Genomic DNA, 23,916 nt, shown 5'->3' on the forward strand with positions numbered 1-23,916 from the left:
TCTCAGGTACGACGGACGACGCCCCTCTTGATAAGGAGGGGCGTCGTTGTGTGTGCAACGTGTTCTCATCTCGGTCGCGCGTTGCTACGGTGCCGAGGAACCTGACGGTGCATCAGCTTTGCCCGTCGCGACCCGTGGGGAGGTTCCGCATGCGCGCTCTCATCGCCGCCGCCACCGGTCTGGCCCTCGCGTTCGCCGTGGTCCTGACGCTGACCGCCCTCGGCTCCCCGTCAGGCGGGACGTCCCCGAAACCGCTGCTGACGACCGTGCCCGCACACCCCTGACCGCCCGCCCGGGAGGGAGGCCGAGATGCGCCGCAAGGCCGGCCTGGTCCTGCTCGCCCTCGCCGTGTTCTTCGCGGCCCTGTCCCCGCTGCTGCGCTGGTACGCCTTCCCGCGCCTCGCCAAGGTTCCCGCGAACCAGTACCAGGACATGGTCCTGGAGGCGAAGAACGCCACCCTCCTCGACTACGGCACGATGAAGGCGAAGAAGGTCCCCAAGGTCACCATCGTCCAGACCCTCAGGGGCAACGTGGAGGCCTCTGAACGGATCGAGGAGTCGGCGGGCCGGGACGTCGTCGTCTGGGACGGCCTGTCCTACGTCGTCGGACCCGACGGCGCGATGGTCTCCAAGATTCCCGAGCGCTACATCTTCGACGCCCACACCCAGGAACCCGTCCACGCCACCGGCGAGATGGTCGACGGCGATCCGGTGCGCCGCCAGGGCATCGAGTTCAAGTGGCCCTTCCTGACCGAGAAACGGGACTACGAGTACTTCGACGCCCAGGCCCGCGTCACCGCGCCCATCGCCTACAAGGGCACCCGTGACTTCCGCGGCCTGGAGGTCTACTACTTCGAGCAGACCATCCCCTGGACCAAGGTGAGGATCCCCAAGACCCTGCCCGTCAAGGGCCTCACCCCCGAGGCGGTGGCGCAGACCGGCACGACCCGCTGGTACACCACGGTCCGCAAGTTCTGGGTCGAACCCCTCACCGGCGCGCCCGTGTACGGAGAGGAGATCCACCGGGAGGAACTGCGCGGCGGCACTCTCCTCGGCGACCGCGGCAAGGTGACCGCGTTCGCCGGCCACGTGAAGATGCGCGAGGACTACCTCACGCACACGGTCGACCTGGTGAAGTCCCAGCGGCTGCTCGTCCTGCTCATGACGTCCTACCTGCCGTGGGGCTTCCTCGGCCTGGGGGTCCTCCTGCTGGTCCTCGCGCTGTACCTGGAGGCCCGCGGCCGCCGCCCCTCCGGCCCGGCCTCCACGGCGGCCGAGGAACCGTCGTCGGTCAGCGCCTGAGCCGCGCGTTGGTGTGCCGCGTCGGCTCGGCCCCCGCCGGGTCCTCGGGCCACGGATGCTTCGGATACCGCCCCCGAAGCTCCGCCCGCACCCCCTTGTAGCCCTCCCGCCAGAACGAGGCGAGATCGGCGGTGACGGCGGCCGGCCGGCCGGCCGGGGACAGCAGATGCACGAGCAGCGGCACCCCGGCGACCCGGGGCGACTCCTGAAGCCCGAACATCTCCTGCAGCTTCACCGCCAGCACGGGCTGCTCGGGCCGGGAGTAGTCGATCCGGATCCTCGACCCGCTCGGCACCGTCAACCGCTCCGGGGCCAGCTCCTCGAGCCGCCCCGCCTGACCGGAGGCCCAGGGCAGCAGCCGGGCGAGCGCCTCCCCGGCGTCGATCCGCGCCAGATCGGCCCGCCGCCGTGCCCGGCCGAGCTCCGGTTCCAGCCACTCCTCCACGCGCGCGTGCAGCGCCTCGTCGGACACGTCCGGCCAGGGCTCACCGAGATGCAGCCGCAGGAACGCGAGCCGCTGCCGCAGAACGCCGGCCTCCGCCGACCACCGCAGCAGCCCGAACCCCTCACGCCGCAGCCCGTCGAGCAACGCGCCGCGCACGAGGCCCGGATCGGCGTCCCGCAACGCCCGCACGGTCAGCTCCACGGCTCCCAGCCGCTCCACCCGCCGTGCCACGACGTCCCCGCCGTCCCAGCCGACCTCGTCCCGCTCCTCCAGCAGCGCCCCCGCGGCGAGCCGGGCCACGTCCTCGTCCACGACCGCCCCCGACTGCACGCGCGCGTGCCCCTTGCCGACGGGCCGGTCCGCCACGGCGACGGCCACCCACTCCGCACCCCGCAGCGCACTCCCCGCGCCGACCTCCGCCCGCGTCCCGGACGCCATGAGGTACGACCCGCCATCGGCCTTCGCGACCCGCTCGGGAAAGGCGAGAGCGGCGACGAGGCCCGCCCGGCGATCCTCGGAGAGATGGCCGAGGTTCTCTGTCCGGGCGTCTGGACGCTGGTCACCGGCGGGTGGGTGGGAAATCTCCCCGACGGCGGCACGCAGCCGCCGAACCTCACGTTGCCACCGCGACGCATAGGCGTCGCCCCCACGCCGAGCACGACGCAACGCACCCGCCAGATCATCGCCGTACTCCCGCGGAGCCTCCTCGCTCAACAGCGCCACGACCTCCGCGGCCCTCTCGGCCCCCATGAACGGAACGGAGTCGAGCAACGCCCGCCCCAGTCGGGGATGCACCCCCACCCGGCTGAGCCTGACTCCCCGCTCCGTGGCCCGCCCGACGGAATCCACCGCACCCACCGCCGCCAAGACGTCCCGCGCCGCCGCCATCGCCCCACTCGGCGGCCCGTCCAGCAGCGCCAGCCCGGACGCGTCAGGATCCCCCCAGCACGCCACCTGCAGCGCGAACGCCGTCAGGTCGGCCACCTTGATCTCCGGCGCCGGATACCGCGGCAGACGCGCGTCCTCGGCCTCCGCCCAGCAGCGGTACACCGCTCCCGGGGCCTCACGCCCGGCCCGCCCCGCTCGCTGCCGCCCGGCGGCCTGTGACGCCCTCACGGTCGTCAGCGCGCTCAACCCGCGCGCGTGGTCCACCCTCGGCTCGCGCGCCAGACCGGAATCCACCACCACCCGCACCCCGGGCACGGTCAGCGACGACTCCGCGACGGACGTGGCCAGGACGACCCGCCGCCGCTCCCCGGGCACCAGCGCCGCGTCCTGGACGGCCGCCGGCGCCCTCCCGTGCACCTGGAGCACCTCGACGCCCGCGAGCTCCCCGAGCTGCCCGGCGACCCGGGCGATCTCGCCCACGCCCGGCAGGAAACACAGCACGTCCCCGTCCCGCTCCGCCAGCGCACGCCGTACCACGGACGCCACGTGCGCCAGCAGCGCCGGATCGACCCGCGTCCCGTGCGGCGGGCGTACGGGACGCACCGGCGGCGCCCACACGGTCTCCACCGGATGAGCGGCCCCCTGCGCCTCGACCACCGGCGCCCCGCCCAGCAGCCGCGCCCACCCCTGCGCGTCGGTCGTCGCGGAGGCGGCCACCAGCCGCAGCTCCGGACGCAGCGTCTGCCGTACGTCCCACAGGAACGCCGCCGCCGTGTCCGCGTCCAGATGCCGCTCGTGACACTCGTCGAGCACCACCACGTCGGCGCCGGCCAGCTCCTGGTCCCGTTGCAGCCGCTGCACCAGCACACCGGTCGTGACGACCTCCACGCGCGTGTGCCGCCCGACGACCCGCTCCCCGCGCACGGTGTAGCCGACGCTCTGCCCGGGCTTCTCGCCCAGCAGCCAGGCCATCCGCCGCGCCGCCGCCCGGGCCGCGATCCGCCGTGGCTCGGCCACGATCACCCGCCGCCCGGGCCCCTCCCCGAGCAGCCCCGCCAGCGCCAGAGGCACCAGGGTCGTCTTGCCGGTGCCGGGCGGCGCCACGAGGACGGCGGTGCCGTGCCCCTCCAGGGCGTCGGCCAGGGCGGGCAGGGCACCGCGTACGGGCAGGGCTTCCAGGGCGTCGTAACGGATCACGCCCTCAGTGTCGTACGCCGGGGAAGAGGCCCCACGCGCACGTGCCTCAGTCCCTCCCCGAGCCTGCGGCCGGTGGTGCCCCCGTATCGCTTCGCTCGCAGACGAAGATCGCCGTACCCGGGATCAGGTTCCCGCGCAGCGGCGACCAGCCGCCCCACTCCGAGGTGTTCCAGACGGGCCACTCCGGCTCCACCAGGTCGACCAGACGGAAGCCCGACGCGACGACGTCCCGGACGCGGTCGCCGAGCGTGCGGTGGTGCTCGACGTAGACCGCCCGGCCCTCCTCGTCCTGCTCGACGTACGGCGTGCGGTCGAAGTACGAGGCCGACACCGACAGCCCCTCGGGCCCCGGCTCGTCGGGGAAGGCCCAGCGGATCGGGTGCGTCACCGAGAAGACCAGACGTCCCCCGGGCCGCAGCACCCGGCGCACCTCCCGCAGGACCTGACGAGGGTCGGCGACGAAGGGCAGCGCCCCGTACGCCGAGCAGGCCAGGTCGAACGAGGCGTCGGCGAAGGGGAGCGCACCGGCGTCTGCGCACACCAGGGGGAAGGAACCGCCGATGCGCAGCGCGTGCTGAAGCTGCCGGTGCGAGATGTCCAGGGCGACCGGGCGCGCCCCCTGGGCGGTCAGCCAGCGCGAGCACTGGGCGGCGCCGGCGCCGATCTCCAGGACGTCCCGGCCCTTCAGTTCCTCCGGCGGCCCGAGCAGCTCGGCCTCCACCTCGTCCAGCCCCTCGGGACCCCACACGAAGCGGTCGTCGCCGAGGAAGGTGCCGTGCTCGATCTGGTACTCGTCCGCGTTGCGGTCCCACCAGCCACGATTGGCCCGGGAGCTTTCCGTGACATCGGCATCGCGCCGGGTGGCCTCGTGTTCGGACGCTTCGGACTCTTGGATGATCGGCTCCCTCGTACTAGTGTGCGGGCACTTCCGTTCAGCCGGTCCCGCCGGTGTCGCAGAGGGGGCGTCGCGCGCTGCGCGTGGCCTCGAAGGACACGACTTGTGCCGGATATGCGGCGTTCGCCCCGCGTGGGCGGCTTCGCGCATTGACCCTGCCCGGCTGCCCCCGTATGCTACAAGTTGCGCTGCGGGCCTGCGCACCTCAGACGTAGCAGGCTGCGCTCGCATCTGTATGTATGTCCCCTCGGTTGTCGAGGCGCCACCGTTTTCTGAGTGGCGCTTCCTTGGCTGTCCGGCTTCTGCAGAGCGAAACGGGCTCCCGGCGTAGCAGTACCTACGACTTCAATGTCCGTACCGGAGCCCTTTCCCACATGACGAGCAGCACCGAGACCACCGCCACCACCCCGCAGGTAGCGGTCAACGACATCGGTAACGAGGAAGCCTTCCTCGCCGCGATCGACGAGACGATCAAGTACTTCAACGACGGCGACATCGTCGACGGCGTCATCGTGAAGGTCGACCGGGACGAGGTCCTGCTCGACATCGGTTACAAGACCGAAGGTGTGATCCCGAGCCGCGAGCTCTCGATCAAGCACGACGTCGACCCCAACGAGGTCGTCGCCGTCGGTGACGAGATCGAGGCCCTTGTCCTCCAGAAGGAGGACAAGGAAGGCCGCCTGATCCTCTCGAAGAAGCGCGCCCAGTACGAGCGTGCCTGGGGCACCATCGAGAAGATCAAGGAAGAGGACGGGATCGTCACCGGTACCGTCATCGAGGTCGTCAAGGGTGGTCTCATCCTCGACATCGGCCTCCGTGGCTTCCTCCCGGCCTCCCTGGTCGAGATGCGCCGCGTCCGCGACCTCCAGCCCTACGTGGGCAAGGAGCTCGAGGCCAAGATCATCGAGCTGGACAAGAACCGCAACAACGTGGTCCTGTCCCGCCGTGCCTGGCTCGAGCAGACCCAGTCCGAGGTCCGCCAGACGTTCCTCACCACCCTCCAGAAGGGTCAGGTCCGTTCCGGCGTCGTCTCCTCGATCGTCAACTTCGGTGCCTTCGTGGACCTGGGTGGCGTCGACGGCCTGGTCCACGTCTCCGAGCTCTCCTGGAAGCACATCGACCACCCCTCCGAGGTTGTCGAGGTCGGCCAGGAAGTCACCGTCGAGGTCCTCGACGTCGACATGGACCGCGAGCGTGTCTCCCTGTCGCTGAAGGCGACCCAGGAAGACCCGTGGCAGCAGTTCGCCCGCACCCACCAGATCGGCCAGGTCGTGCCCGGCAAGGTCACGAAGCTGGTTCCGTTCGGTGCGTTCGTCCGCGTGGACGAGGGCATCGAGGGTCTGGTCCACATCTCCGAGCTGGCCGAGCGCCACGTGGAGATCCCGGAGCAGGTCGTCCAGGTCAACGACGAGATCTTCGTCAAGGTCATCGACATCGACCTCGAGCGCCGTCGCATCAGCCTCTCGCTGAAGCAGGCCAACGAGTCCTTCGGTTCGGACCCGGCCTCGGTCGAGTTCGACCCGACGCTCTACGGCATGGCCGCGTCGTACGACGACCAGGGCAACTACATCTACCCCGAGGGCTTCGACCCCGAGACCAACGACTGGCTCGAGGGCTACGAGACCCAGCGCGAGGCGTGGGAGACCCAGTACGCCGAGGCGCAGCAGCGCTTCGAGCAGCACCAGGCGCAGGTCATCAAGTCCCGCGAGGCGGACGAGAAGGCCGCTGCCGAGGGTGGCGAGGCTGCCGCTCCGGCCGCGTCCGGCGGTGGCGGTTCGTACTCCTCCGAGGGCCCGGACAACTCCGGCGCGCTGGCCTCGGACGAGGCGCTCGCCGCGCTGCGCGAGAAGCTGGCCGGTGGGCAGAGCTGAACGCCCGCTGAGCTGTAGCTCCTGATCGAGGGGCCGTACCTTTCCAGGTGCGGCCCCTCGGTGTTTTCGGGCCATCGTTCGGCTGCGGACCGTGGGGTTCGTCGCCGGGTTCGCGCGCCCCTGAAGGCTCCGTGCTCCCGCCGCCAAGATCATGAATCTCCTCCTGCGGGAATGCCCACGCCCGCAACGGCGTTGTGCAGTGTGAACACGAGGAGGAGCGGTCACTGTGCTTGATCCGCAGGATTTGTACGCCTGGGAGCCGAAGGGGCTGGCCGTCGTCGACATGGCGCTGGCCCAGGAGTCGGCCGGACTTGTCATGCTCTACCACTTCGACGGATACATCGACGCGGGTGAGACGGGCGACCAGATCGTCGACCGGGTGCTCGACTCCCTGCCCCATCAGGTCGTCGCCCGCTTCGACCACGACCGGCTCGTCGACTACCGCGCCCGCCGCCCGCTTCTGACGTTCAAGCGCGACCGCTGGAGCGACTACGAGGACCCCGCTCTCGAGGTGCGGCTCGTGCAGGACGCCACCGGCGCGCCGTTCCTGCTGCTGTCCGGCCCCGAGCCGGACGTGGAGTGGGAGCGCTTCGCCGCCGCCGTGAAGCAGATCGTGGAGCGGCTCGGCGTCCGCCTCTCCGTGAACTTCCACGGCATTCCCATGGGCGTCCCGCACACCCGGCCCGTCGGCCTCACCCCGCACGGCAACCGCACCGACCTCGTCCCGGGCCACCCCAGCCCGTTCGAGGAGGCACAGGTGCCCGGCAGCGCCGAGTCCCTCATCGAGTACCGCCTGCTCCAGGCCGGTCACGACGTCCTGGGCGTCGCCGCGCACGTCCCGCACTACATCGCCCGCTCCCCGTACCCGGACGCGGCCCTGACGGTCCTGGAGGCCATCACGGCGGCGACCGGACTGGTCCTCCCCGGCATCGCGCACGCCCTGCGCTCGGACGCCCACCGCACCCAGACGGAGATCGACCGGCAGATCCGAGAGGGCGACGAGGATCTCTCCGCGCTCATCGAGGGTCTTGAGCACCAGTACGACGCCGTCGCCGGCGCCGAGACGCGGGGCAACATGCTCGCCGAGCCGGTGGACATCCCGTCGGCGGACGAGATCGGCCAGGAGTTCGAGAAGTTCCTGGCGGAACGAGAAGGCGACGGCTGAACGAGCGGGCGACGGCTGAACGAGCAGGCTGTAGCTGACCGAGAAGGCGGCGGCTGAACAAGCGGGCGACGGCTGAACGAGCAAGCTGCAGCTGACCGAGTGAGTGACAGCTGACGAGAAGGCGACGACCGACCCCCGGTCCGGCCCGGGCGAGGGGCGTGTCAGTGGCAGGGCCTAAGCTGCGGGGCATGCTGAAGGTGGGTCTGACCGGCGGGATCGGCGCCGGCAAGAGCGAGGTGTCACGGCTGCTCGTCGCGTGCGGGGCCGTGCTGATCGACGCGGACCGTATCGCGCGGGAGGTAGTCGCCCCGGGGACGCCGGGGCTCGCCTCGGTCGTCGAGGCCTTCGGGAAGGAGATCCTCGCCGCCGACGGCAGCCTGGACCGGCCCCGCCTCGGCGCGGTCGTCTTCGCCGACCCGGAGAAACTCGCCGTGCTGAACTCGATCGTGCACCCCCTGGTGGGCGCCCGCTCCCGGGAGCTCGAAGAGGCCGCCGCCGAGGACGCGGTCGTCCTCCACGACGTCCCACTCCTCACGGAGAACGGCCTGGCGCCGCTGTACGACCTGGTGATCGTCGTCGACGCGGCACCCGAGACCCAGCTCGACCGGCTCGTACGCCTGCGCGGCATGGCCGAGGAGGACGCCCGCGCGCGGATGGCCGCCCAGGCGACGCGCGAGCAGCGCCGCGAGATCGCCGACATCGTGATCGACAACGACGTCCCGCTGGAGCGGCTGGAGCAGCGAGTGAAGGACGTGTGGGCCGAGCTGGTGCGCAGGTCGCGGACGCCCCGGCCGTCTCCCACGGAATAGCGGTACCCAGCGGGGGCGTTGAACCCGTGCAGTGAGGGAAGGACTCAGCCGTGCCCGAGACCAGCGGTCCGACCGGACGTACCCCGGAGACGCATGTCATCGACTTCCGCGCCGCCGAGCAACTGCTCGCCGCGCGGGACCCCAGGGGCGCGGTGAAGCTGCTCGACGGCGTCATCGCCACGCACCCGGAGAACACCGCGGCGCGACTGCTGCGGGCGCGTGCCTTCTTCGCGGCGGCGCAGCTGAGGCCGGCTGAGCTGGAGTTCCAGATCGTCCTGGAGCGGGAGCCGGACAACGCGTTCGCCCACTTCGCGCTCGCCCGTACGTATGAGCGCCAGGGGCGTCCCGACCAGGCGAAGCGCCACTTCCGCCTGGCGGCGGCGCTCGACCCGAACCCGGAGTTCCTGAAGGCCGCGCGCTTCGACTCGTGAGGGGCCTGCCCCGTGCGCCTCAGGAACGTTTGTCCGGCGGCTGGTAGGGCGGAATATCGGGGCCCGGCTGATAGTGCGGGCCCTGGCGGATGTGCCGCAGAACGACGGCCAGGTCGATCGTGACGATCAGCAGCAGCACCCCGCAGGCGATCGCCCACCCGGTCCGCCCGGTGATGGCGAACGCCGCCGTCCCGAAGAGGGCCCAGACCAGTCCCCACAGGCTCAGCCAGAAGCGCGCCCGCAGGGCGCTGCGCGCGGTCCTCGGTTCACTGCCTGTACGCATCGTCGATCACCACTCCTGCTTGCAACGTACTCCTCGTGGCGAAGGTCCACCAAGGTCGACAAGGGCCTGCCGGTGGCCGTGCGCCGAGGCGCACGTCGATGGTCGACGAGGGCCTGCCGGTGGCCGGTGCGCCGAGGCACACGTCGATGGAGCGGGCGGTGGGGGACCACCGCGGTCGGGTGGCCACTGGTACGGGCGGCACGGGTGGGTTCGGCTGTGGCCGCCAGGTCTTTGCAGCCGTCCAGGGCTCACCACCGTGCCCTCGTCGCAGCTCCACCCTTCAAGCGCTGAGGCCGGGCACCCCCGGGCGCAACTCCACGCCTTCGCCTCAACTCCACGCCCTCGCTGTCTCATTCACTCGGTCGGGTGAAGTGGAGGTCGACGGGAACGGGTGTGCGGACGCGGTCCGTTGTGCGGGCATGGAGATGAAAATGCGTGAGGGGCACGAGGGGACGGGACCCGGGGCCATCACCCCGGACGGCTGCGCCGTGGAGCTGTACTCCCGGCTGCCCATCGGGGACGAACCGGAGGTCATCGCGGCGGCGGTCCCCGAGGGCGCCCGCATTCTGGAGCTCGGCAGCGGGGTGGGACGCATGACCCACGCACTGCTGGAGCGGGGATTCACGGTCACGGCGGTGGACGAGTCCGCCCCCATGCTGGAGCGCGTGCGCGGCGCGCGGACGATATGCGGCCCGATCGAGGAGCTGGCACTGGGCGAGACGTTCGACGTGGTGCTGCTGGCGTCGTTCCTCGTGCACGCGGGAGATGCCGAGGTGCGGCGGGGCTTACTGCGTACCTGCGTGCGCCATGTGGCGAAGGGCGGCTGCGTGCTGATCCAGCGGGAGGGGGAGGACTACCACGAGAACCTGCCGCGCGAGCGCAGGGACCCCAGCGGTTTCACCGTACGGATCACGTCGTCGGAGCCGGTCGGCGACGGAGTTCATTCGGTGCGCGCGGAGTACGAGTTCCCGGACGCGGTCTGGACCCAGACGTTCCGCGCGCGGCCCCTGACCCGGGAGCAGTTCGAGGAGGCGTTGGAGGAGGCGGGCCTGAAGGTGGAGCGCTATCTGACAGAGGATCGAGTATGGGTACGGGCGGTGCCGTCGGACGAGGTCACCGAGGGTGCGTGAAAGCAGGCTGGGGGGAGTGGAACCAGGGCGCCTGAGCCGGTACGACACGGTCGCGACCTCCCTGGCGCTGCTCGGGGACGCCGAACTGCGCGAACTGGTGGACGCGGCTGAGCCGTTGGGCACCGGCATCGGCGGGAAATCGGCCCGGCTGAAGGTGTCCGGCACACCGGTCTTCGTGAAGCGCATCCCCCTCACGGACCTGGAGCAGCGGCCCGAACACCACCGCTCGACTGCCAACATGTTCGGACTGCCCATGGTCTGCCAGTACGGCATCGGCGGGCCCTCGTTCGGGGCGTGGCGGGAGGTCGCCGCCCACACCATGACCACGAACTGGGCGCTGTCCGGACAGTTCCAGGGCTCTCCGCTGATGTACCACTGGAGGGTGCTGCCGGACGAGGCACCGCACCAGGCGGAGGAGCTCGCCGATGTGGAGAAGGTCGTGGCCTACTGGGGAGGGAGCACGGCGGTGAGACGGCGGGTCGAGGCCCTGCAACGGTCCTCGGCGAGCGTCGCGCTCTTCCTGGAGTACATACCCCGGACCCTGCACGCCTGGCTCACGGCGCAGATGCAAGCCGGTGACGAGGCGCTCGACCGGGCGTGTGCCCTCGTGGAGAAGGAACTGACGTACGGCACGTCCTTCATGAACGGCCGTGGGCTTCTCCATTTCGACGCCCACTTCGAGAACATCCTCACCGACGGCCGACGCCTGTACTTCGCCGACTTCGGCCTGGCCCTGTCCACCCGCTTCGACCTGACGCCCGCCGAGGCCGACTTCTACGACGAGCACGACGCCTACGACCGCTGCTACACGGCCAGTTACCTCGTGAACTGGCTGATCACCGCCCTGTACGGCCGGGACTGGGAGATCCGTGGAGAGCTGATACAAGCTTCGGCGCAAGGGAGACCACCGGCCGGAGCGCCGCCAGGGACAGCCGAGATCCTCATTCGCAACGCCCCGGTCGCGTCTGCGATGACCGACTTCTACCGCACCCTCCAGGAGGAAAGCCGGGCGACCCCCTACCCGAGGGAGAGGCTCCACCTGCTCTGTCCGTGACCGGTCGGGCGGGGCCGGCAGCGTCGCGGTGACCATTCCGCTTCATGTTCCCGGGGCGGCGATGAGTTCCGGAGCGAGGGCCGGTCTACCTCTCCGACACCCCTACGGACCGCTCTGACCAGGAGACCTTCATGTCCGAGATCACCGCTGCCGTCCCGCCCGATCCCACCCCGGCCGGCGTCGTCATCGCCGAGTCCGCGACCGCTCGCGGGCGGCGTGCGCGAATCGCCCTGCGTGCTCTGCAGGTGCTGCTCGCGCTCTTCTACGGGATCGCGAGCGCCCTGCCGAAGCTGATCGGACACGCGTCGGCTGCCGAGTCGTTCGACCGGCTCGGCTGGGGAAGCGCGGGGATGTACACCATCGGCGCGCTCGAACTGGCCGGGGCGATCGCGCTGTTGATCCCGGTGCTTCAGTCGGTGGCGGCGATGGCGCTGAGCGCGTTGATGGTGGGCGCGTTCATCGTGCAGACAGCCGTCTTCGACGGGCAGTACGCGGCGACGCCGGTGATTCTGATCGTGCCGCTCACCCTCATAGCGTGGGCGCGGCGGCGGCACAATGCGGATCTGCTCCGGCTGCTGCGGCGTCGGATGTGACCGGCCGCGTCTCGGCTTGCCCACGGTGCCTTGCCCACGGCCCCTCCCCGGGGCGGTCTGACCTGCCGCTCGCTCAGGGCCTCGGTCTGCCCGAGCCGTTGCCGAAGGCTCCGCCGCCGGGAACGGGCCCGGGGCCGGACACGCTGCCGGGGCCCGTCGAGCCGCGGAGGCGTTCCATTTCGCGGCGGTCCCGCTTGGTCGGGCGGCCTGCGCCGCGGTCGCGGATGCCGGCGGGGGCTACGGCCTCGCGGGGCGGGGGCGGCGGGGAGTTGTCGATGTAGCACTGGGTGGCCACGGGGGCGCCGACCCGCTTGCGGATGAGCCGCGTGACGATGACGACCCGTTCGCGGCCTTCGTGCCGCAGGCGCACCTCGTCACCGACACGGACGGCGTGTGCGGGCTTCACGCGCTCGCCGTTGACGCGCACGTGGCCGCCCCGGCAGGCGGTGGCTCCCATGGAGCGGCTCTTGACGAGGCGTACGGACCAGATCCAGCTGTCGACGCGGACGGTGGTCCCCGTCTGTGGGCCTGCGGCCTCGGCAGCGGTGATCGCCGCGGCGACCTTCGGATCCAGGGGCTGGGCATCGCCGCCCTCGGAGATGCCGACGGGCGTGGGGGAGCCGGGCGTCGGGCCTGCCGCTCCGTCCGTCCTGTCGTGCTGCGCACCCTGAGAAGCCATGTTCTCGACCTTAGTCCTCCGAGGGTCCTCCGAGAGCCTTTCGAGAGCCCTCGACGTCGCCCGCGGGGATGGCCCCCGCTTCAGGCCGCCGAAGAACCCGCTCTGCCAAAGAAATTTTGCAAAAACTGTTTTGCCAAGTGCCTTCGGCGGCCTAACCTCCCCGCCATGGACAGCGACGAGCACAAGCGCCTACTCGATCCTGAACACGACACCGCCGCGCTGAAGGCCCTGACCCACCCCCTGCGCATCCAGCTGCTCGGGCTGTTGCGGCAGGACGGGCCCGCCACGGCGAGTGAGCTGGCCGCGCGGACGGGGGAGTCGTCGGCGTCGACCAGCTATCACCTGCGGGTACTGGCGAAGTACGCGTTCATCGCCGAGGCCGAGCACCGCGACGGGCGGGAGCGGCGCTGGCGAGCGCTGCACACCCTCACGTCCTGGAGCAACGAGACGATGGAGTCCACCGCCGCGGGCCGGGCCTTCGTCAGCCTCTCGCGGCGGCAGCAGGTCGAGCATCTCGAGAGGTCCCTCGCCCGGCACGAGGCGGACCTGGCCGCCGGGCGTCTCGGCCAGGAATGGGTGGAGCCGTCCGGGGTCAGTGACCTCATGCCCCGGCTGACGGCTCACTCGCTCACGGAGCTCTGGGACACCGTGGCCCGGAAGCTGGAGGAGCTGACGGCCCGGGACGCGGACGACCCGCGTGCCGAACACGTGGTGCTGCTCACCGCCGGTCTGCCCATCGCCCCGCACGACCGTGGGGACACGGACCGGCAGGGCGCCTCATGAGCGAGCCGCTCAGGGCGCGGACAGCTCGCCGACGTTACGTCACCGTCTGCGCACTCTTATGGCTGCCGTCGGGCCTCGGCTTGGCCTCGATGGTCCTGCTGCTGAGCGAGCGCGGCATGTCCCTGGCCACGATCGCGTGGCTCTTCGCCGCCCACTCGCTCACCGTGGCCGCGCTGGAGCTGCCCACGGGCGGGCTCTCCGACGTCCTCGGGCGCCGGCCGGTGCTGGCCGTGGCCGGGGTGCTCAACCTGGTGGCCTGCGTCCTGGTCGGCCTCGGCACCACCGCGTGGGTGCTCACCGCCGGCATGGTGCTCATGGGCGCGGCCCGGGCCCTGTCCAGCGGCACCGCCGAGGCCTGGTACGTCGACACCGTCCAGGAGTGCTCCGGCCCGGACGCCGAGCTGCGCACGGGCCTGGCCAGGGGCGGCTCCGCGACCTCCGCCGCGCTCGCGGTCGGCATGCTGCTCGGTGGCGCCCTGCCCTGGCTCCTCGGGCTGGGCCCCGACCTGGGCGCCCGGTTGAGCGAGGCGACGTCCGGTGCGGTGCTGCCCCTGTCTGTTCCGATGCTGCTGGCAGCCGCCGTCAGGGTCGTCCTCGTCTGCTACGTGCTGGCCGTCCTGCGGGAGCCGCCGCGGCCGCCGGCCACCTTGCGTTCGGTGCTGCGCGGCGTCCCGGTCACCGTCCTGGGCGGACTGCGGCTGGGCGGCCGCGACGCACTGGTACGCCGGATCCTGCTCACCGCCGCGGCCGTCGGCAGCGGCGTGGCCACCATCGAAATGCTCGTACCGGGCCGTACCGTCGAGCTGACCGGAGCGCCGGGCTCCGGAGCGATGGTGTACGCCGCGCTCTCCTGCGTGGGGTTCGTCTGCAACGGTGTCGGCAGCCACCTCGCGCCGCTCACCGCCCGGGTCGCGGGCAGTGGCGAACGGGCCGTGCTGGTCTGTCTCGGCACCGGGGCCACCGGCCTGTTTCTGCTCGCCCTCGGCGCGACCTCAGTGCACCCGATGGCCACGGCCCTGGCGGTCGTCGGCTTCTGCCTGCTCTACCTCGGCATCGGCGCCGCGTCTCCGAACCAGAACGACCTCCTGCACCGCCGCGTCGCCGGTGCGGGCCGGGCCACCGCCCTGTCCGTCCAGTCGCTCGCCCTGCAGCTGGCCGGTGCGCTCATCGGCCTCCTCGTCGGGGTGTTGCCGCCGGGCCCACTGCCATGGTTGCTGACCGGAGCGCTGCTGCTGTCCGGGGCCCTGCTCTGGCTGCGCCGCGTCGGCGCACGGCCCGCGCCGGACACGGCCATCGCCTCGAGTTCGCGTGCCGGCGTGTCCTGAGCGTTCTGCCCCCGGTGCGGGGAATGGTCCCCGCCACCCCTACCGTGGAGTGATGGACGCCAGCGGTCTTCCCCTCCTCGACCGGCGCATCGCGGACTGCAGGGCCTGCCCGCGGCTGGTCTCCTGGCGCGAGGAGGTGGCCAGGGCCAAACGGGCCGCCTTCGCGGACTGGACGTACTGGGGCCGGCCGGTGCCCGGTTTCGGGCCGGCGGACGCCCGGCTGCTGATCGTCGGACTCGCTCCCGCCGCGCACGGCGGCAACCGCACCGGCCGGATGTTCACCGGCGACCGCTCCGGGGACGTGCTCTACGAGGCGCTGTACGACGTGGGCCTCGCTTCCCAGCCGACCGCCGTGCACGCCCACGACGGCCTGGAGCTGCACGGCGTGCGTGTCACCTCGCCCGTGCACTGCGCCCCGCCCGCCAACAAACCCACCCCCGAGGAGCGGGACACCTGCCGTCCCTGGCTTGTGCAGGAACTGCGGCTGTTGCGCCCGACACTGCGGGCCGTGGTGGTGCTCGGCGGTTTCGGCTGGCAGGCCGCACTGCCCGCGTTCGCCGAGGCCGGCTGGTCCGTGCCCCGGCCACGCCCCGCCTTCTCCCACGGCGCCCGGTTCCACCTCGACGGCCTGGAACTCTTCGGCTGCTTCCACGTCAGCCAGCGCAACACCTTCACCGGCCGGCTCACCCCCACCATGCTGCGCGACGTCCTGCGGACGGCCGGACGAGCGGCGGAGCTGCCGACCCGGGGCGGTCAGGGAGCGGCCTCTTCCCCAGGCGGCCCGGGAGCGGCCTCCTCGCCGAACAGGTGGCGGACCGTGGAGCGGTAGTTGGTCCGCACATGCGTCAGCGCGTGCGCTCGGGCCCGGTCCGGGTCGCCCGAGGCGATGGCCTCGTACAGCTCGCGGTGTTCCACGAGGAGCTGGGGCCACTCCTCGTTGCGCCGGGTCATCCAGCGCAGCCGCCCGGCGACCGGTTCCAGGGCCTCGCTCAGCAGGCTGTTGCCGGCCATCGCCATGATGCGGTCGTGCAGCCGGCTGTTGATGTCGGTGATCGCCTCGGCGTCCCCGGCCTCGGTGGCACCGGCCGCGCGGTCGATCAGCTCTTGGACCGCGGCCAGGTCCTCCGGGGTCGCGCGGGACGCGGCGAGTCCGGCGGCGTAGACCTCCAGGGCTTCTCGCAGTTCGAACAGTTCCTTGACGTCGGTCGGGGTGAGACGGCGCACCACCGTGCGGCGGGGTGTCTCGAAGTGGACGAAGCCCTCGGCCACGAGGGCCCGGATCGCCTCCCGGACCGGCACGCGCGAGACGCCGAAACGCTCCGCCAGCTCGCGTTCGACCAGGCGGTCGCCGGGAAGCAGGCTGCCCGCGATGATCTGCTGCCGCAGCTCGGACGTGACGCGTTCGCGCACCGCTCCCAGGGGTTCGATCTTCGTCATGCAGCCCATCTTCGCCGACGCGAGGTGGCTTTTACGGAGCGTTAACGGGAGCGATATCTGTCGGAACTGTTGACGGCGAGACCATGGCGGCAGTTTGGTATACCAAACGCGCCCGCCGTGCAGCCCCCGCAGCGCAGCCCTCCGTCGTCCCCTTGCTCTGGAGGCCCCGTGTCCCTCGCCGATCGTGCCGCGACCACCGGTACCCCAGCGTTCGTCCCCGATCCCCGGCTCACCAACGAAGACCTCGCGCCCGCCGGCAAGCGCAACTGGAAGGTCTTCGACCTCTTCGCCATGTGGATGTCCGACGTCCACAACCTCGGCAACTACACGTTCGCCGCCGGACTGCTCTTCCTGGGCATGAACGTCTGGCAGATCTTCACGTCCCTGCTCGTCGGGTTCGTGATCATCTACATCGGCATGAACTGGATGGGGAAGATCGGCCAGCGCCACGGCGTGCCCTTCCCGGTGGTCAGCCGCATCGCCTTCGGCATCTGGGGTGCCAACATCCCGGCGCTGATCAGGGCCGTGATCGCCATCATGTGGTACGGCATCCAGACCTACCTCGCCTCCGTCGCCGTCAACGTGATGCTGCTGGCGGCGTGGCCCGGTCTGGAGTCGTGGACGCACAACTCCTTCCTGGGCCTGGACGCGCTCGGCTGGGTCTCCTTCATCGCCCTGTGGCTGGTCCAGGCGGCGATCATCAGCAGGGGCATGGAGTCGGTGCGCAAGTTCCAGGACTTCTGCGGCCCGGCGATCTGGCTCGTCATGATCGCGCTGGCCGTCTGGATTCTCGCCAAGGCTGGCTGGACGATCTCGCTCACCTCGACCCCGCACCCGGTCTCGGTCGGCGAGCAGTGGCGCCAGTGGTTCGGCGCGATCGGCCTGGTCCTCGCCACGTACGGCACCCTGATGCTCAACTTCTGCGACTTCTCCCGCTTCGCCCCCGACTACAAGTCCGTCAAGCGCGGCAACTTCTGGGGCCTGCCCGTCAACTCCACGGCCTTCGTGATCGTGTCGGTCATCGTCACCGCGGGCGCGTTCGAGGTCTTCGGCAAGGAGATCACCGACCCCGCCCACCTCGTCGCCGAGATCGGCAACACCTGGGTGCTGGTGGTGGGGGCGCTGACCTTCGCCATCGCCACCATGGGCGTCAACATCGTCGCCAACTTCGTCTCACCGGCGTACGACCTGGCCAACGTGTGGCCACAGAAGATCACGTTCAAGGTCGGCGGCATGATCAGCACCGTCGCGGCGCTGCTCGTCACCCCCTGGAACCTCTTCTCCAACCCGACCGTCGTGAACTACTTCCTCGGCGGCCTGGGCGCGTTCCTCGGCCCGCTGTTCGGCGTGATCATGGTCGACTACTACTGGGTCAAGCGCGGGCGCGTGAACGTCGACGAGCTGTTCGACGCCTCGCCCGGCGCCCGCTACCACTACCGCAAGGGCTTCAACCCCAAGGCACTGTGGGCGTTCCTCCCGGCGGCCGGTGTCGCGGCGGTGCTCGCGCTGGTGAAGACCTTCAGCGACGTCGCCCCCTACTCCTGGTTCATCGGCACGGCGCTCGCCGCCGGGCTGTACGCGGCCCTGTGCCGTCCCCAACGCACCACCGCGGAGGTCTGAGAGACGTGCGGATCGTCGTCACCAACTGCAACACCACGCAGGAGATGACCGAGGAGATCGTACGAGGTGCCCGGGCCGCGGCAGGCCCGGGCACCACCGTGACCGGACTGACCCCCGCCTGGGGACCGGCGTCCGCGGAGGGCTGGCTCGACAGCTACCTGTCCGCCGCCGCCGTCCTGGACACGCTGCGGACCTACGACGGACCGCAGTACCACGCCGTGGTCATGGCCGGATTCGGGGAGCACGGGAGGGAGGGCGCACGGGAACTGGTCGACGTACCGGTCGTCGACATCACCGAGGCCGCGGCGCATCTCGCCTGCCTGCTGGGCCGCCGCTACGGCGTCGTGACCACCCTGGAACGCTCGTGCGGCCAGATCGAGGACAGCCTGGAGACGGCCGGTGTGGCGCGCAACTGCGCGGCGATCGTCGGCACGGGCCTGAACGTGCTCGACCTCGGTGACGGGGAGCGGACCGAGACGGCGTTCCTGGCCGCCGCCGAACGGGCCTGCGCGGCAGGGGCCGAGGTGCTCGTCCTGGGCTGCGCCGGCATGACGGGGCTGCAGCGGATCGTCGGGGAAAAGCTGGGCCTGCCGGTCGTCGACGGGGTCGCCGCGGCGGTCAGACTGGCGGAGTCGCTGGTGGCGCTGGGCCTGACGACGAGCCGGGTGGGGAGCTACGCCGGGCCGCTGCCGAAACGGAGGGTGTGGGGGAGAACCGGAGAGCAGTAGCTCATGCCGGGCTGTCCAGGGGGACGTCGCCCTGATGAGCCCCGTAGAACCCCGCCTGGCGGGCCATCACCTCCCGCATCGACGTGCCGCGCGGGATGCCGTACACCGTGCCGGGGAAGTCCAGCGCCTCCTGGATCTGCCAGAGTTCGTCGTGCTCCCCGGGGGCGAAGAGCCGGGCCCGGGGCGCGCCCGCCGCGATCCAGCCGATGGGCAGGACCGTGCCGGGCGGCAGCACGGAGTTGACGTGCAGCACGCTGTGGATCCGCAGCTCCGAGCCGGCGCCCGCGACGGCCCCCGGGAAGAGGCAGGCGCCTGTCGCCACGAAGACCTCGTCCTCCAGGGTCGCCCCGTTGACATGGGAGTGCGGGCCGACGAGCACCGCGTCACCGATCACGGCGGGGTGTCGGGCACGCCCCCGCACCAGCGCGTTCTCCATGACGACGACGTCCGAACCGACCCGCACCTCCCCGTCCTCGGCGGTGAGCACGGCCCCGTGCAGCACCCGGCTGCGCTCACCGAGGACGACGGCCCCGCACAGAACGGCCGTCGGGGCGACGTACGCGGACTCGGGGACGACGGGGCGCCGTCCGCGGTGCTCGATCAACATGGCGGTCCTCGCCTACTCGGGAACGACTGCTGTCGCCGTAATCTCCACCAACTGCCCGGTGTACCCGAGACACGCCACGCCGATCAGCGTCGACGAGTGCGGACCCGTACTGAGTCCGGACGCCTCGACCACGCTCCAGACGGCGGACAGTACGGCCGGCTCGCCGCTCACCACGTACACGTCGGTCGCCACGACATGCCCCAGGTCGCTGCCGACGGCCGCCAGTTGCTCGCGCAGGTTGTCGATGACCTGTTCCGCCTGCCGTACGGGATCGCCGGGTCCCACGAGCGTGCCGTCCGGGCCCAGCGGTACGGACCCGGCGAGGAACGCCAGCCGCGTGCCGGCTTCCACGACGGACGCGTGGGAGTAGGTGGGCGGCGGGAAGAGGCTCGGGACGGTGACGCGGCGGATCACGTGAGGGCTCCGATCTGCGGGCGGCGGCACGACGACCCACCGATCATGCGGGCCGCGGCACGTGCACGCACCCGTATTTCACTACCCGGGGACCGGGCCGCCCCCTACGCTGCCGAGGTCCCGTCTGCCCGGCTCCCGGCTGCGGCTGCCCGAGTCCCGCCTGCCCAAGTCCCGCCTGCCCAAGTCCCGCCTGTCCACGACGTTCCGCCCGCCCAGGTCCCGTCTGCCCAGGAGCCGCTGTGCCCACCCTCCCGGACCACACCTTCCTCGCCACCACCGCCGACCGCCTGGCCGACCTGCCCGCCGTCGAGGCCGTCACCCTCGGCGGCTCCCGGGCCCAGGGCACCGAACGTCCCGACAGCGACTGGGACCTGGCGGTCTACTACCGCGGCGCCTTCGACCCGGCCGACCTGCGCGCGGTCGGCTGGGAGGGCGAGGTCTGCGAGCTCGGCGCCTGGGGCGGCGGCGTCTTCAACTCGGGCGCATGGCTGACGATCGAGGGCCGTTCCGTGGACGTCCACTACCGCGATCTGGACGTGGTCGAACACGAGTCGGCGGAAGCGGAGGCGGGCCGCTTCCGTGTCGAGCCCCTCATGTTCCACCTGGCGGGCATCCCGACGTACCTGCTCGTCGCCGAACTCGCCGTCAACCGGGTGCTGCGGGGCGAACTGCCCCGCGCGGGCGCGTATCCGCGGCCCCTGCGCGAGAGCGCCCCCGCGCACTGGCACGGCATGGCCGCGGCCACCCTCGCCTACGCCAAGGCCGGCCACGCTCCGAAGGGCGCCGTCACCCAGGTCGCGGGCGCGATCGCGCTCGCGGCGACCCAGACCGCGCACGCGGTACTGGCCGCGCGCGGGGAGTGGGTCACCAACGAGAAGGGGCTGGTCGCGCGGGCGGGTTTGCGCCAGGTGGACACGGTCCTGGGCGACCTGACGGACGATCCGGCCGCACTCACCCGGGCCGTCACCGACACGGAGACCCTCCTCGCCCGGGCCGTGGAAGCCGTCACCGCCGGCTGAACTGGACGCGGGTCGGCTGGACGGTGTCCGGGCGGATCGCGATGCCGTCGACGGTGAGCTGTTCGCCGTAGATGTCGGTGAGCCTGAGGGGACCGCCGCAGCCGGTGCCGCCGGGGGAGAGGAAGTAGTTGTACTCGGTACGGGTCAATCGGGTCCAGCCGCTGCCGGTCCTGACCTCCAGCCGGGCCAGCGGATTGCGGTGGCCCAGTGCCTGGATGCCGCACCAGTGGCTGCTGGAGCCGGTCTTGTAGCGGATCGAGAGCGTCTGGGACATGTCGGGGCTCTGCAGACTCCAGGTGATCGGTATCCGGCCCGCGGAGAGTCCGGCGAGCTTCGCGAAGGCCTCCTTGCTGAGGTCGATCTGCCCGGGAGCGCAGGGCAGGGGGCACTCGTTGGTGATCCGGACGGTGACGGAGGCGCCGTTCGCCGCGCGGACCAGGATGTACGCCCCGCATGCCTGGGACGTCTCGTAGTCGGTGTGGTTCATCGCGGCGACCATGAGGTCGGGGCTCGGGCCGTAAAGGCAGGCGCCGTTACCGTCCGCGGCGTCGTAGTGCGTGGCGACGCCGTTGTAGGTGGTGCCGGGCTTGACCCGCCCCGCCAGGGGTGCCGTGCCGGACGCCGGACGCGGTGCGGAGGGCCGGGTGGCGGTGGGCGAGGGCCTCGCCGAAGGGGTGGTCGCGGCGGGCTTCGGGGCACGGGAGGTCTTGGAAGCCTTGGGTGCCTTGGAGACCTTCGACGCAGGTGTGGCCTTGTGGGTCGTCGGCGGGGCGGTCGGCCGGGCGCCGGCGGTGGCCTGGGCCGCGGTGCGCACCGTGTCCGGTTCACCGCCGGGGCGCAAGGCGATCACAAGGGAGACGAGGAGGCCCACGGCCGCCGCGGCGACGGTGAGGACGAGCGCCGAGCGCCGCTTGCGGGCGGGAAGGCGGTGGGACGGTGATGCCACGGATGAGTCCTTCGGGTCCTTGCGTGGTTCGGGAGAACACGCGCTCACGACTCACCAGTGGTCGCCGGGCCCGAAAAGGTTGCCGCGGCTCGTCTCCTGATCGCGTACCTCGTGATGGCGTCCCTCGTGGTGGCGTCCCTCGTGGTGGCGTCCCTCTTGATTGCGTACATAAAGAACACCGGTTCCGCGCCGTTCGACACGTTCCGGAAACCTGCCCTCCGCACACCCCGCCTACCGTGGACAGCCACACCCCGCCCCGGCCGCCGTCGCCCGAAGGCTCACCCCTGCCCTCGCCGAGACGACAGGAGCTCCGTGTCCCGCCGCATCGCCCCGAAGCTTCCGCCCTGGCTCGCGCACGCCCTGCGTGCCCAGCGGGGTCCGGTGCCCTGGAACGCGGTGACGCGCGGGGCCCTGTCCGCCGGGCCCGTCCTTCTCGTGGCCGTGCAGACCGGTCTCACCTCCCTCGGAGTCGTCGCCGCCATCGCCGCCATGCTCGCCGGGATCAACGACCGGCCCGGGAGCCGCCGCCTCTCGGTCAAGCGGATCGGAGCGCCCGCCCTGGGCGGTGCCACGGGCCTCGTGGTCGGGACGTACACCGGGCAGGGGACCGGGGCGGTCGTCCTCACCGTGGTGCTCACGGTCGTCGGGCTCGTCGCCGGGGGCATGAGTGCCGTCGGGCCCGTCGCGTCCGCCGCCGGAACGCAGCTGCTGGTCGGCGCGGCGATCGGCGCCGGAATGCCCCTGCCCGAGCCGGGCTGGGAGCGGGCGCTCGCCTATCTCGCCGGGGCGGGATGGCTGCTCGTGCTGCGGCTCGTCCTGCCCACGCCCGGCTCTCTCGCGGGTGACTTCCGGTTCGACGGGGAGCGGCTGGCCGTGGCCGGTGTGTACGAGGCCGTCGCCGATCTGCTCGACGCCGTCGGCGGGCCGGACGCCATCCGCCGCCGGGCCGCGCTCACCGCCGCCCTGGACCACGCCCAGGACGCCCTCGCCGGACCCCGGCTGCGGAGGTACGCCTCCTCGTCCGCCGAGCGGCGGCTGCACGCGCAGTACGCCGCGGCGCTGCCCCTGGCGGAGGCCGCCACCGCTCTCGCCTGGGCCGAGCAGGCCGTCGCCGAGCGGGCCTCCGAAGGCCCGCGGCGGCTCGCCGCCGCCGTGCGCGGCAACACCCACACCGGGCCGCTGCCCGCACCGTCCCGTTCGGCGCCCGCCCTGCGCGCCCTCGACGACGCCCTCCTGCACGCCGCCGAGGCGTTCGACCAGGGCCGGGGCGGCGACCTGCACACCCGGTCCCGCAGCGCCCGGGACCGGCTGCGCGCCGTCTTCGGCAGTGCCGGACGCGAGTACGGGCTGCGCGTCGCCCTCTGCTTCGGCGCCAGCTCGGCGGTCGCCCAGGCGCTGCACCGCGGCCAGTGGTACGGGCAGCACGAGCACTGGTACTGGCTGCCGGCCACGGCCGTCTTCCTGGTCAAGCCCGACCTCGGGCCGCTGGCCTCGCGCGTGCTGAACCGGGCCGCCGGTACCGTCCTCGGGGCGTTGCTCTTCGCCGGGTTCGCCGCCGTCCTGCCCCACCCCGAAGGGCTCATCGCGCTCGTCGCCCTCAGCGGAGCGCTGATACCCGTGGCCACCCGGCACTTCGCCGCCCAGACCGCCGTCGTCACCGTCCTGGTCCTCGCGCTCGTCATGGTCGGCGGCGAGCCCCAGGCCTCCGCCGGCCGGATCGGCGAGACGCTGCTGGCCTGCGCGATCGTGCTGATCGTCGGGCACCTGCCGATGCCCGGCCAGCGCGGCGGGGGAGTGCGAGCCCGGCTCGTCGCGGCGAACGAGGCCGCGTACGCCTACCTCACGCACGTCATCGACGAGGCCGATGCCCCGCGCATCGGGAACTCCGGCACGCCCTCCGGCCACCGTGCCACCCGCTGGACCCTGCGCCGCGAGGCCTATCGCACCCTGGCGGAGGCCCGTTCGGCCATCTCCCGCGCCGCCCACGAACTGCCCGCCCTCGCCCGGCACACCGAAGGCGCGGACGAGGTGGCCGACCTCCTCGAACGCCTCGTCGACACCACGACCGCCTGCGCCGTGCACCTGGACGACACGGGCCGGATCGGGCCCCGCCACCAGGAGCGCCTCACGGCCGTCCTCGCCGAACTCGCCGGACGGGGTGAACGGGTGGGCCTACGGCCGCCCCGGACACCCCTCGTCGGCTAGCCCGCCCGGCACGGCCACGGTGCTCAGCCGCCGACCCGGCCCCCTGACAGCGGCTCCTCGCCCGTCGCGACCGCACCGGGCCAGGCGCTG

At 71.9% G+C, this 23,916-nt stretch carries 24 protein-coding genes; 16 read left to right on the forward strand and 8 right to left on the reverse strand.

All coding sequences use genetic code 11. The features are described 5' to 3' along the window. Positions 1-149: 149 nt before the first annotated feature. Positions 150-284 carry an SPW_0924 family protein gene (locus ACZ7EG_RS23815; RefSeq protein ID WP_107426737.1) on the forward strand — a complete coding sequence of 45 codons (135 nt, stop codon included), beginning with the start codon at positions 150-152 and terminating at the stop codon, positions 282-284. A 25-nt stretch (positions 285-309) separates the two neighbouring features. Further along, positions 310-1,302, forward strand: a complete 993-nt coding sequence (gene pgfA, locus ACZ7EG_RS23820) for a cell envelope lipid trafficking protein PgfA (protein ID WP_471082328.1) — start codon at positions 310-312, stop codon at positions 1,300-1,302. Here the strand turns inward: pgfA and hrpB are convergent. Beyond that, positions 1,292-3,832 carry an ATP-dependent helicase HrpB gene (gene hrpB / locus ACZ7EG_RS23825; protein ID WP_471082331.1) on the reverse strand — a complete coding sequence of 847 codons (2,541 nt, stop codon included), beginning with the start codon at positions 3,830-3,832 and terminating at the stop codon, positions 1,292-1,294. The genes pgfA and hrpB overlap by 11 nt on opposite strands. 46 nt (positions 3,833-3,878) lie before the next feature. Continuing rightward, the gene (locus tag ACZ7EG_RS23830) at positions 3,879-4,877 is read right to left on the reverse strand and encodes a class I SAM-dependent methyltransferase (RefSeq protein WP_471082334.1); all 999 of its coding nucleotides are present in this window, start codon (positions 4,875-4,877) and stop codon (positions 3,879-3,881) included. 224 nt (positions 4,878-5,101) lie between these two features. Between ACZ7EG_RS23830 and rpsA the strand changes: the two genes are divergently transcribed. The 4 genes from rpsA (at position 5,102) to ACZ7EG_RS23850 (ending at position 9,003) form a co-directional block, all read left to right on the forward strand. Then, positions 5,102-6,598, forward strand: a complete 1,497-nt coding sequence (rpsA, locus tag ACZ7EG_RS23835; protein ID WP_062926262.1) for a 30S ribosomal protein S1 — start codon at positions 5,102-5,104, stop codon at positions 6,596-6,598. A 226-nt stretch (positions 6,599-6,824) separates the two neighbouring features. Next, positions 6,825-7,763, forward strand: a complete 939-nt coding sequence (locus ACZ7EG_RS23840; RefSeq protein ID WP_471082337.1) for a PAC2 family protein — start codon at positions 6,825-6,827, stop codon at positions 7,761-7,763. Between the two features lie 188 nt (positions 7,764-7,951). Then, the gene (gene coaE / locus ACZ7EG_RS23845; RefSeq protein WP_471082340.1) at positions 7,952-8,572 is read left to right on the forward strand and encodes a dephospho-CoA kinase; all 621 of its coding nucleotides are present in this window, start codon (positions 7,952-7,954) and stop codon (positions 8,570-8,572) included. 50 nt (positions 8,573-8,622) lie between these two features. Continuing rightward, on the forward strand, positions 8,623-9,003 hold the full coding sequence (locus ACZ7EG_RS23850; protein ID WP_104779441.1) for a tetratricopeptide repeat protein: 381 nt from the start codon (positions 8,623-8,625) through the stop codon (positions 9,001-9,003). A gap of 19 nt (positions 9,004-9,022) precedes the next feature. Here the strand turns inward: ACZ7EG_RS23850 and ACZ7EG_RS23855 are convergent, their stop codons facing one another. Then, positions 9,023-9,286 carry a DUF6343 family protein gene (locus tag ACZ7EG_RS23855; protein WP_471082343.1) on the reverse strand — a complete coding sequence of 88 codons (264 nt, stop codon included), beginning with the start codon at positions 9,284-9,286 and terminating at the stop codon, positions 9,023-9,025. 431 nt (positions 9,287-9,717) lie between these two features. Here ACZ7EG_RS23855 and ACZ7EG_RS23860 point away from each other — a divergent pair, with 431 nt between their 5' ends. From ACZ7EG_RS23860 to ACZ7EG_RS23870, 3 genes are all read left to right on the forward strand, one after another. Further along, positions 9,718-10,416, forward strand: a complete 699-nt coding sequence (locus ACZ7EG_RS23860; RefSeq protein ID WP_471082346.1) for a class I SAM-dependent methyltransferase — start codon at positions 9,718-9,720, stop codon at positions 10,414-10,416. A 16-nt stretch (positions 10,417-10,432) separates the two neighbouring features. Continuing rightward, positions 10,433-11,470 carry a protein kinase family protein gene (locus tag ACZ7EG_RS23865; protein WP_471082348.1) on the forward strand — a complete coding sequence of 346 codons (1,038 nt, stop codon included), beginning with the start codon at positions 10,433-10,435 and terminating at the stop codon, positions 11,468-11,470. Between the two features lie 131 nt (positions 11,471-11,601). Further along, positions 11,602-12,063, forward strand: coding sequence for a DoxX family protein (locus tag ACZ7EG_RS23870; RefSeq protein ID WP_471082351.1), 462 nt, complete (start codon positions 11,602-11,604; stop codon positions 12,061-12,063). Positions 12,064-12,136: 73 nt separating this feature from the next. On the opposite strand, the gene ACZ7EG_RS23875 is transcribed toward ACZ7EG_RS23870, so the two are convergent. Then, complete coding sequence (locus tag ACZ7EG_RS23875) at positions 12,137-12,742, reverse strand: RNA-binding S4 domain-containing protein (RefSeq protein ID WP_471082354.1); 606 nt, start codon at positions 12,740-12,742, stop codon at positions 12,137-12,139. Positions 12,743-12,907: 165 nt separating this feature from the next. On the opposite strand from ACZ7EG_RS23875, the gene ACZ7EG_RS23880 reads away from it, so the two are divergent. Genes ACZ7EG_RS23880 through ACZ7EG_RS23890 form a run of 3 tightly spaced genes read left to right on the forward strand, consistent with a single transcriptional unit; the run spans position 12,908 to position 15,679 of the window. After that, positions 12,908-13,525, forward strand: coding sequence for a helix-turn-helix domain-containing protein (locus ACZ7EG_RS23880; protein ID WP_471082357.1), 618 nt, complete (start codon positions 12,908-12,910; stop codon positions 13,523-13,525). Continuing rightward, on the forward strand, positions 13,522-14,850 hold the full coding sequence (locus tag ACZ7EG_RS23885; RefSeq protein ID WP_471082360.1) for an MFS transporter: 1,329 nt from the start codon (positions 13,522-13,524) through the stop codon (positions 14,848-14,850). Before ACZ7EG_RS23880 ends, ACZ7EG_RS23885 begins: the two co-directional genes overlap by 4 nt. A 52-nt stretch (positions 14,851-14,902) precedes the next feature. Further along, positions 14,903-15,679, forward strand: coding sequence for a uracil-DNA glycosylase (locus tag ACZ7EG_RS23890; protein WP_471082363.1), 777 nt, complete (start codon positions 14,903-14,905; stop codon positions 15,677-15,679). Here the strand turns inward: ACZ7EG_RS23890 and ACZ7EG_RS23895 are convergent. Continuing rightward, the gene (locus ACZ7EG_RS23895) at positions 15,604-16,287 is read right to left on the reverse strand and encodes a GntR family transcriptional regulator (protein ID WP_471082366.1); all 684 of its coding nucleotides are present in this window, start codon (positions 16,285-16,287) and stop codon (positions 15,604-15,606) included. The genes ACZ7EG_RS23890 and ACZ7EG_RS23895 overlap by 76 nt on opposite strands. 168 nt (positions 16,288-16,455) lie before the next feature. Between ACZ7EG_RS23895 and ACZ7EG_RS23900 the strand changes: the two genes are divergently transcribed. After that, positions 16,456-17,907 carry an NCS1 family nucleobase:cation symporter-1 gene (locus ACZ7EG_RS23900; RefSeq protein ID WP_471082369.1) on the forward strand — a complete coding sequence of 484 codons (1,452 nt, stop codon included), beginning with the start codon at positions 16,456-16,458 and terminating at the stop codon, positions 17,905-17,907. Positions 17,908-17,912: 5 nt separating this feature from the next. After that, entirely contained in the window at positions 17,913-18,635 is a 723-nt protein-coding gene (locus tag ACZ7EG_RS23905; RefSeq protein WP_471082372.1) for an aspartate/glutamate racemase family protein, read from the forward strand. 1 nt (position 18,636) lies between these two features. On the opposite strand, the gene ACZ7EG_RS23910 is transcribed toward ACZ7EG_RS23905, so the two are convergent. Beyond that, the gene (locus ACZ7EG_RS23910; protein ID WP_471082375.1) at positions 18,637-19,242 is read right to left on the reverse strand and encodes a gamma carbonic anhydrase family protein; all 606 of its coding nucleotides are present in this window, start codon (positions 19,240-19,242) and stop codon (positions 18,637-18,639) included. Between the two features lie 12 nt (positions 19,243-19,254). After that, on the reverse strand, positions 19,255-19,656 hold the full coding sequence (locus ACZ7EG_RS23915; RefSeq protein WP_471082378.1) for a RidA family protein: 402 nt from the start codon (positions 19,654-19,656) through the stop codon (positions 19,255-19,257). Between the two features lie 239 nt (positions 19,657-19,895). Here ACZ7EG_RS23915 and ACZ7EG_RS23920 point away from each other — a divergent pair, with 239 nt between their 5' ends. Further along, complete coding sequence (locus ACZ7EG_RS23920; RefSeq protein ID WP_471082381.1) at positions 19,896-20,675, forward strand: nucleotidyltransferase domain-containing protein; 780 nt, start codon at positions 19,896-19,898, stop codon at positions 20,673-20,675. Here ACZ7EG_RS23920 and ACZ7EG_RS23925 read toward each other — a convergent pair. After that, entirely contained in the window at positions 20,662-21,621 is a 960-nt protein-coding gene (locus ACZ7EG_RS23925; RefSeq protein WP_471082384.1) for an expansin EXLX1 family cellulose-binding protein, read from the reverse strand. The two genes, ACZ7EG_RS23920 and ACZ7EG_RS23925, sit on opposite strands and share 14 nt — an antisense overlap. A 312-nt stretch (positions 21,622-21,933) precedes the next feature. Here ACZ7EG_RS23925 and ACZ7EG_RS23930 point away from each other — a divergent pair, with 312 nt between their 5' ends. Next, positions 21,934-23,826, forward strand: a complete 1,893-nt coding sequence (locus ACZ7EG_RS23930; protein ID WP_471082387.1) for an FUSC family protein — start codon at positions 21,934-21,936, stop codon at positions 23,824-23,826. Positions 23,827-23,916 lie beyond the last annotated feature (90 nt).

Source organism: Streptomyces sp. NPDC037100, from assembly GCF_055606225.1.

Coding starts and splice junctions, on each gene's coding strand:
- ACZ7EG_RS23815 (WP_107426737.1), top strand. CDS start 150: ATGCGCGCTCTCATCGCCGCCGCCACCGGTCTGGCCCTCGCGTTCGCC.
- pgfA (WP_471082328.1), top strand. CDS start 310: ATGCGCCGCAAGGCCGGCCTGGTCCTGCTCGCCCTCGCCGTGTTCTTC.
- ACZ7EG_RS23830 (WP_471082334.1), bottom strand. CDS start 4,877: ATGCGCGAAGCCGCCCACGCGGGGCGAACGCCGCATATCCGGCACAAG.
- rpsA (WP_062926262.1), top strand. CDS start 5,102: ATGACGAGCAGCACCGAGACCACCGCCACCACCCCGCAGGTAGCGGTC.
- coaE (WP_471082340.1), top strand. CDS start 7,952: ATGCTGAAGGTGGGTCTGACCGGCGGGATCGGCGCCGGCAAGAGCGAG.
- ACZ7EG_RS23855 (WP_471082343.1), bottom strand. CDS start 9,286: ATGCGTACAGGCAGTGAACCGAGGACCGCGCGCAGCGCCCTGCGGGCG.
- ACZ7EG_RS23860 (WP_471082346.1), top strand. CDS start 9,718: ATGCGTGAGGGGCACGAGGGGACGGGACCCGGGGCCATCACCCCGGAC.
- ACZ7EG_RS23870 (WP_471082351.1), top strand. CDS start 11,602: ATGTCCGAGATCACCGCTGCCGTCCCGCCCGATCCCACCCCGGCCGGC.
- ACZ7EG_RS23875 (WP_471082354.1), bottom strand. CDS start 12,742: ATGGCTTCTCAGGGTGCGCAGCACGACAGGACGGACGGAGCGGCAGGC.
- ACZ7EG_RS23880 (WP_471082357.1), top strand. CDS start 12,908: ATGGACAGCGACGAGCACAAGCGCCTACTCGATCCTGAACACGACACC.
- ACZ7EG_RS23885 (WP_471082360.1), top strand. CDS start 13,522: ATGAGCGAGCCGCTCAGGGCGCGGACAGCTCGCCGACGTTACGTCACC.
- ACZ7EG_RS23890 (WP_471082363.1), top strand. CDS start 14,903: ATGGACGCCAGCGGTCTTCCCCTCCTCGACCGGCGCATCGCGGACTGC.
- ACZ7EG_RS23895 (WP_471082366.1), bottom strand. CDS start 16,287: ATGACGAAGATCGAACCCCTGGGAGCGGTGCGCGAACGCGTCACGTCC.
- ACZ7EG_RS23910 (WP_471082375.1), bottom strand. CDS start 19,242: ATGTTGATCGAGCACCGCGGACGGCGCCCCGTCGTCCCCGAGTCCGCG.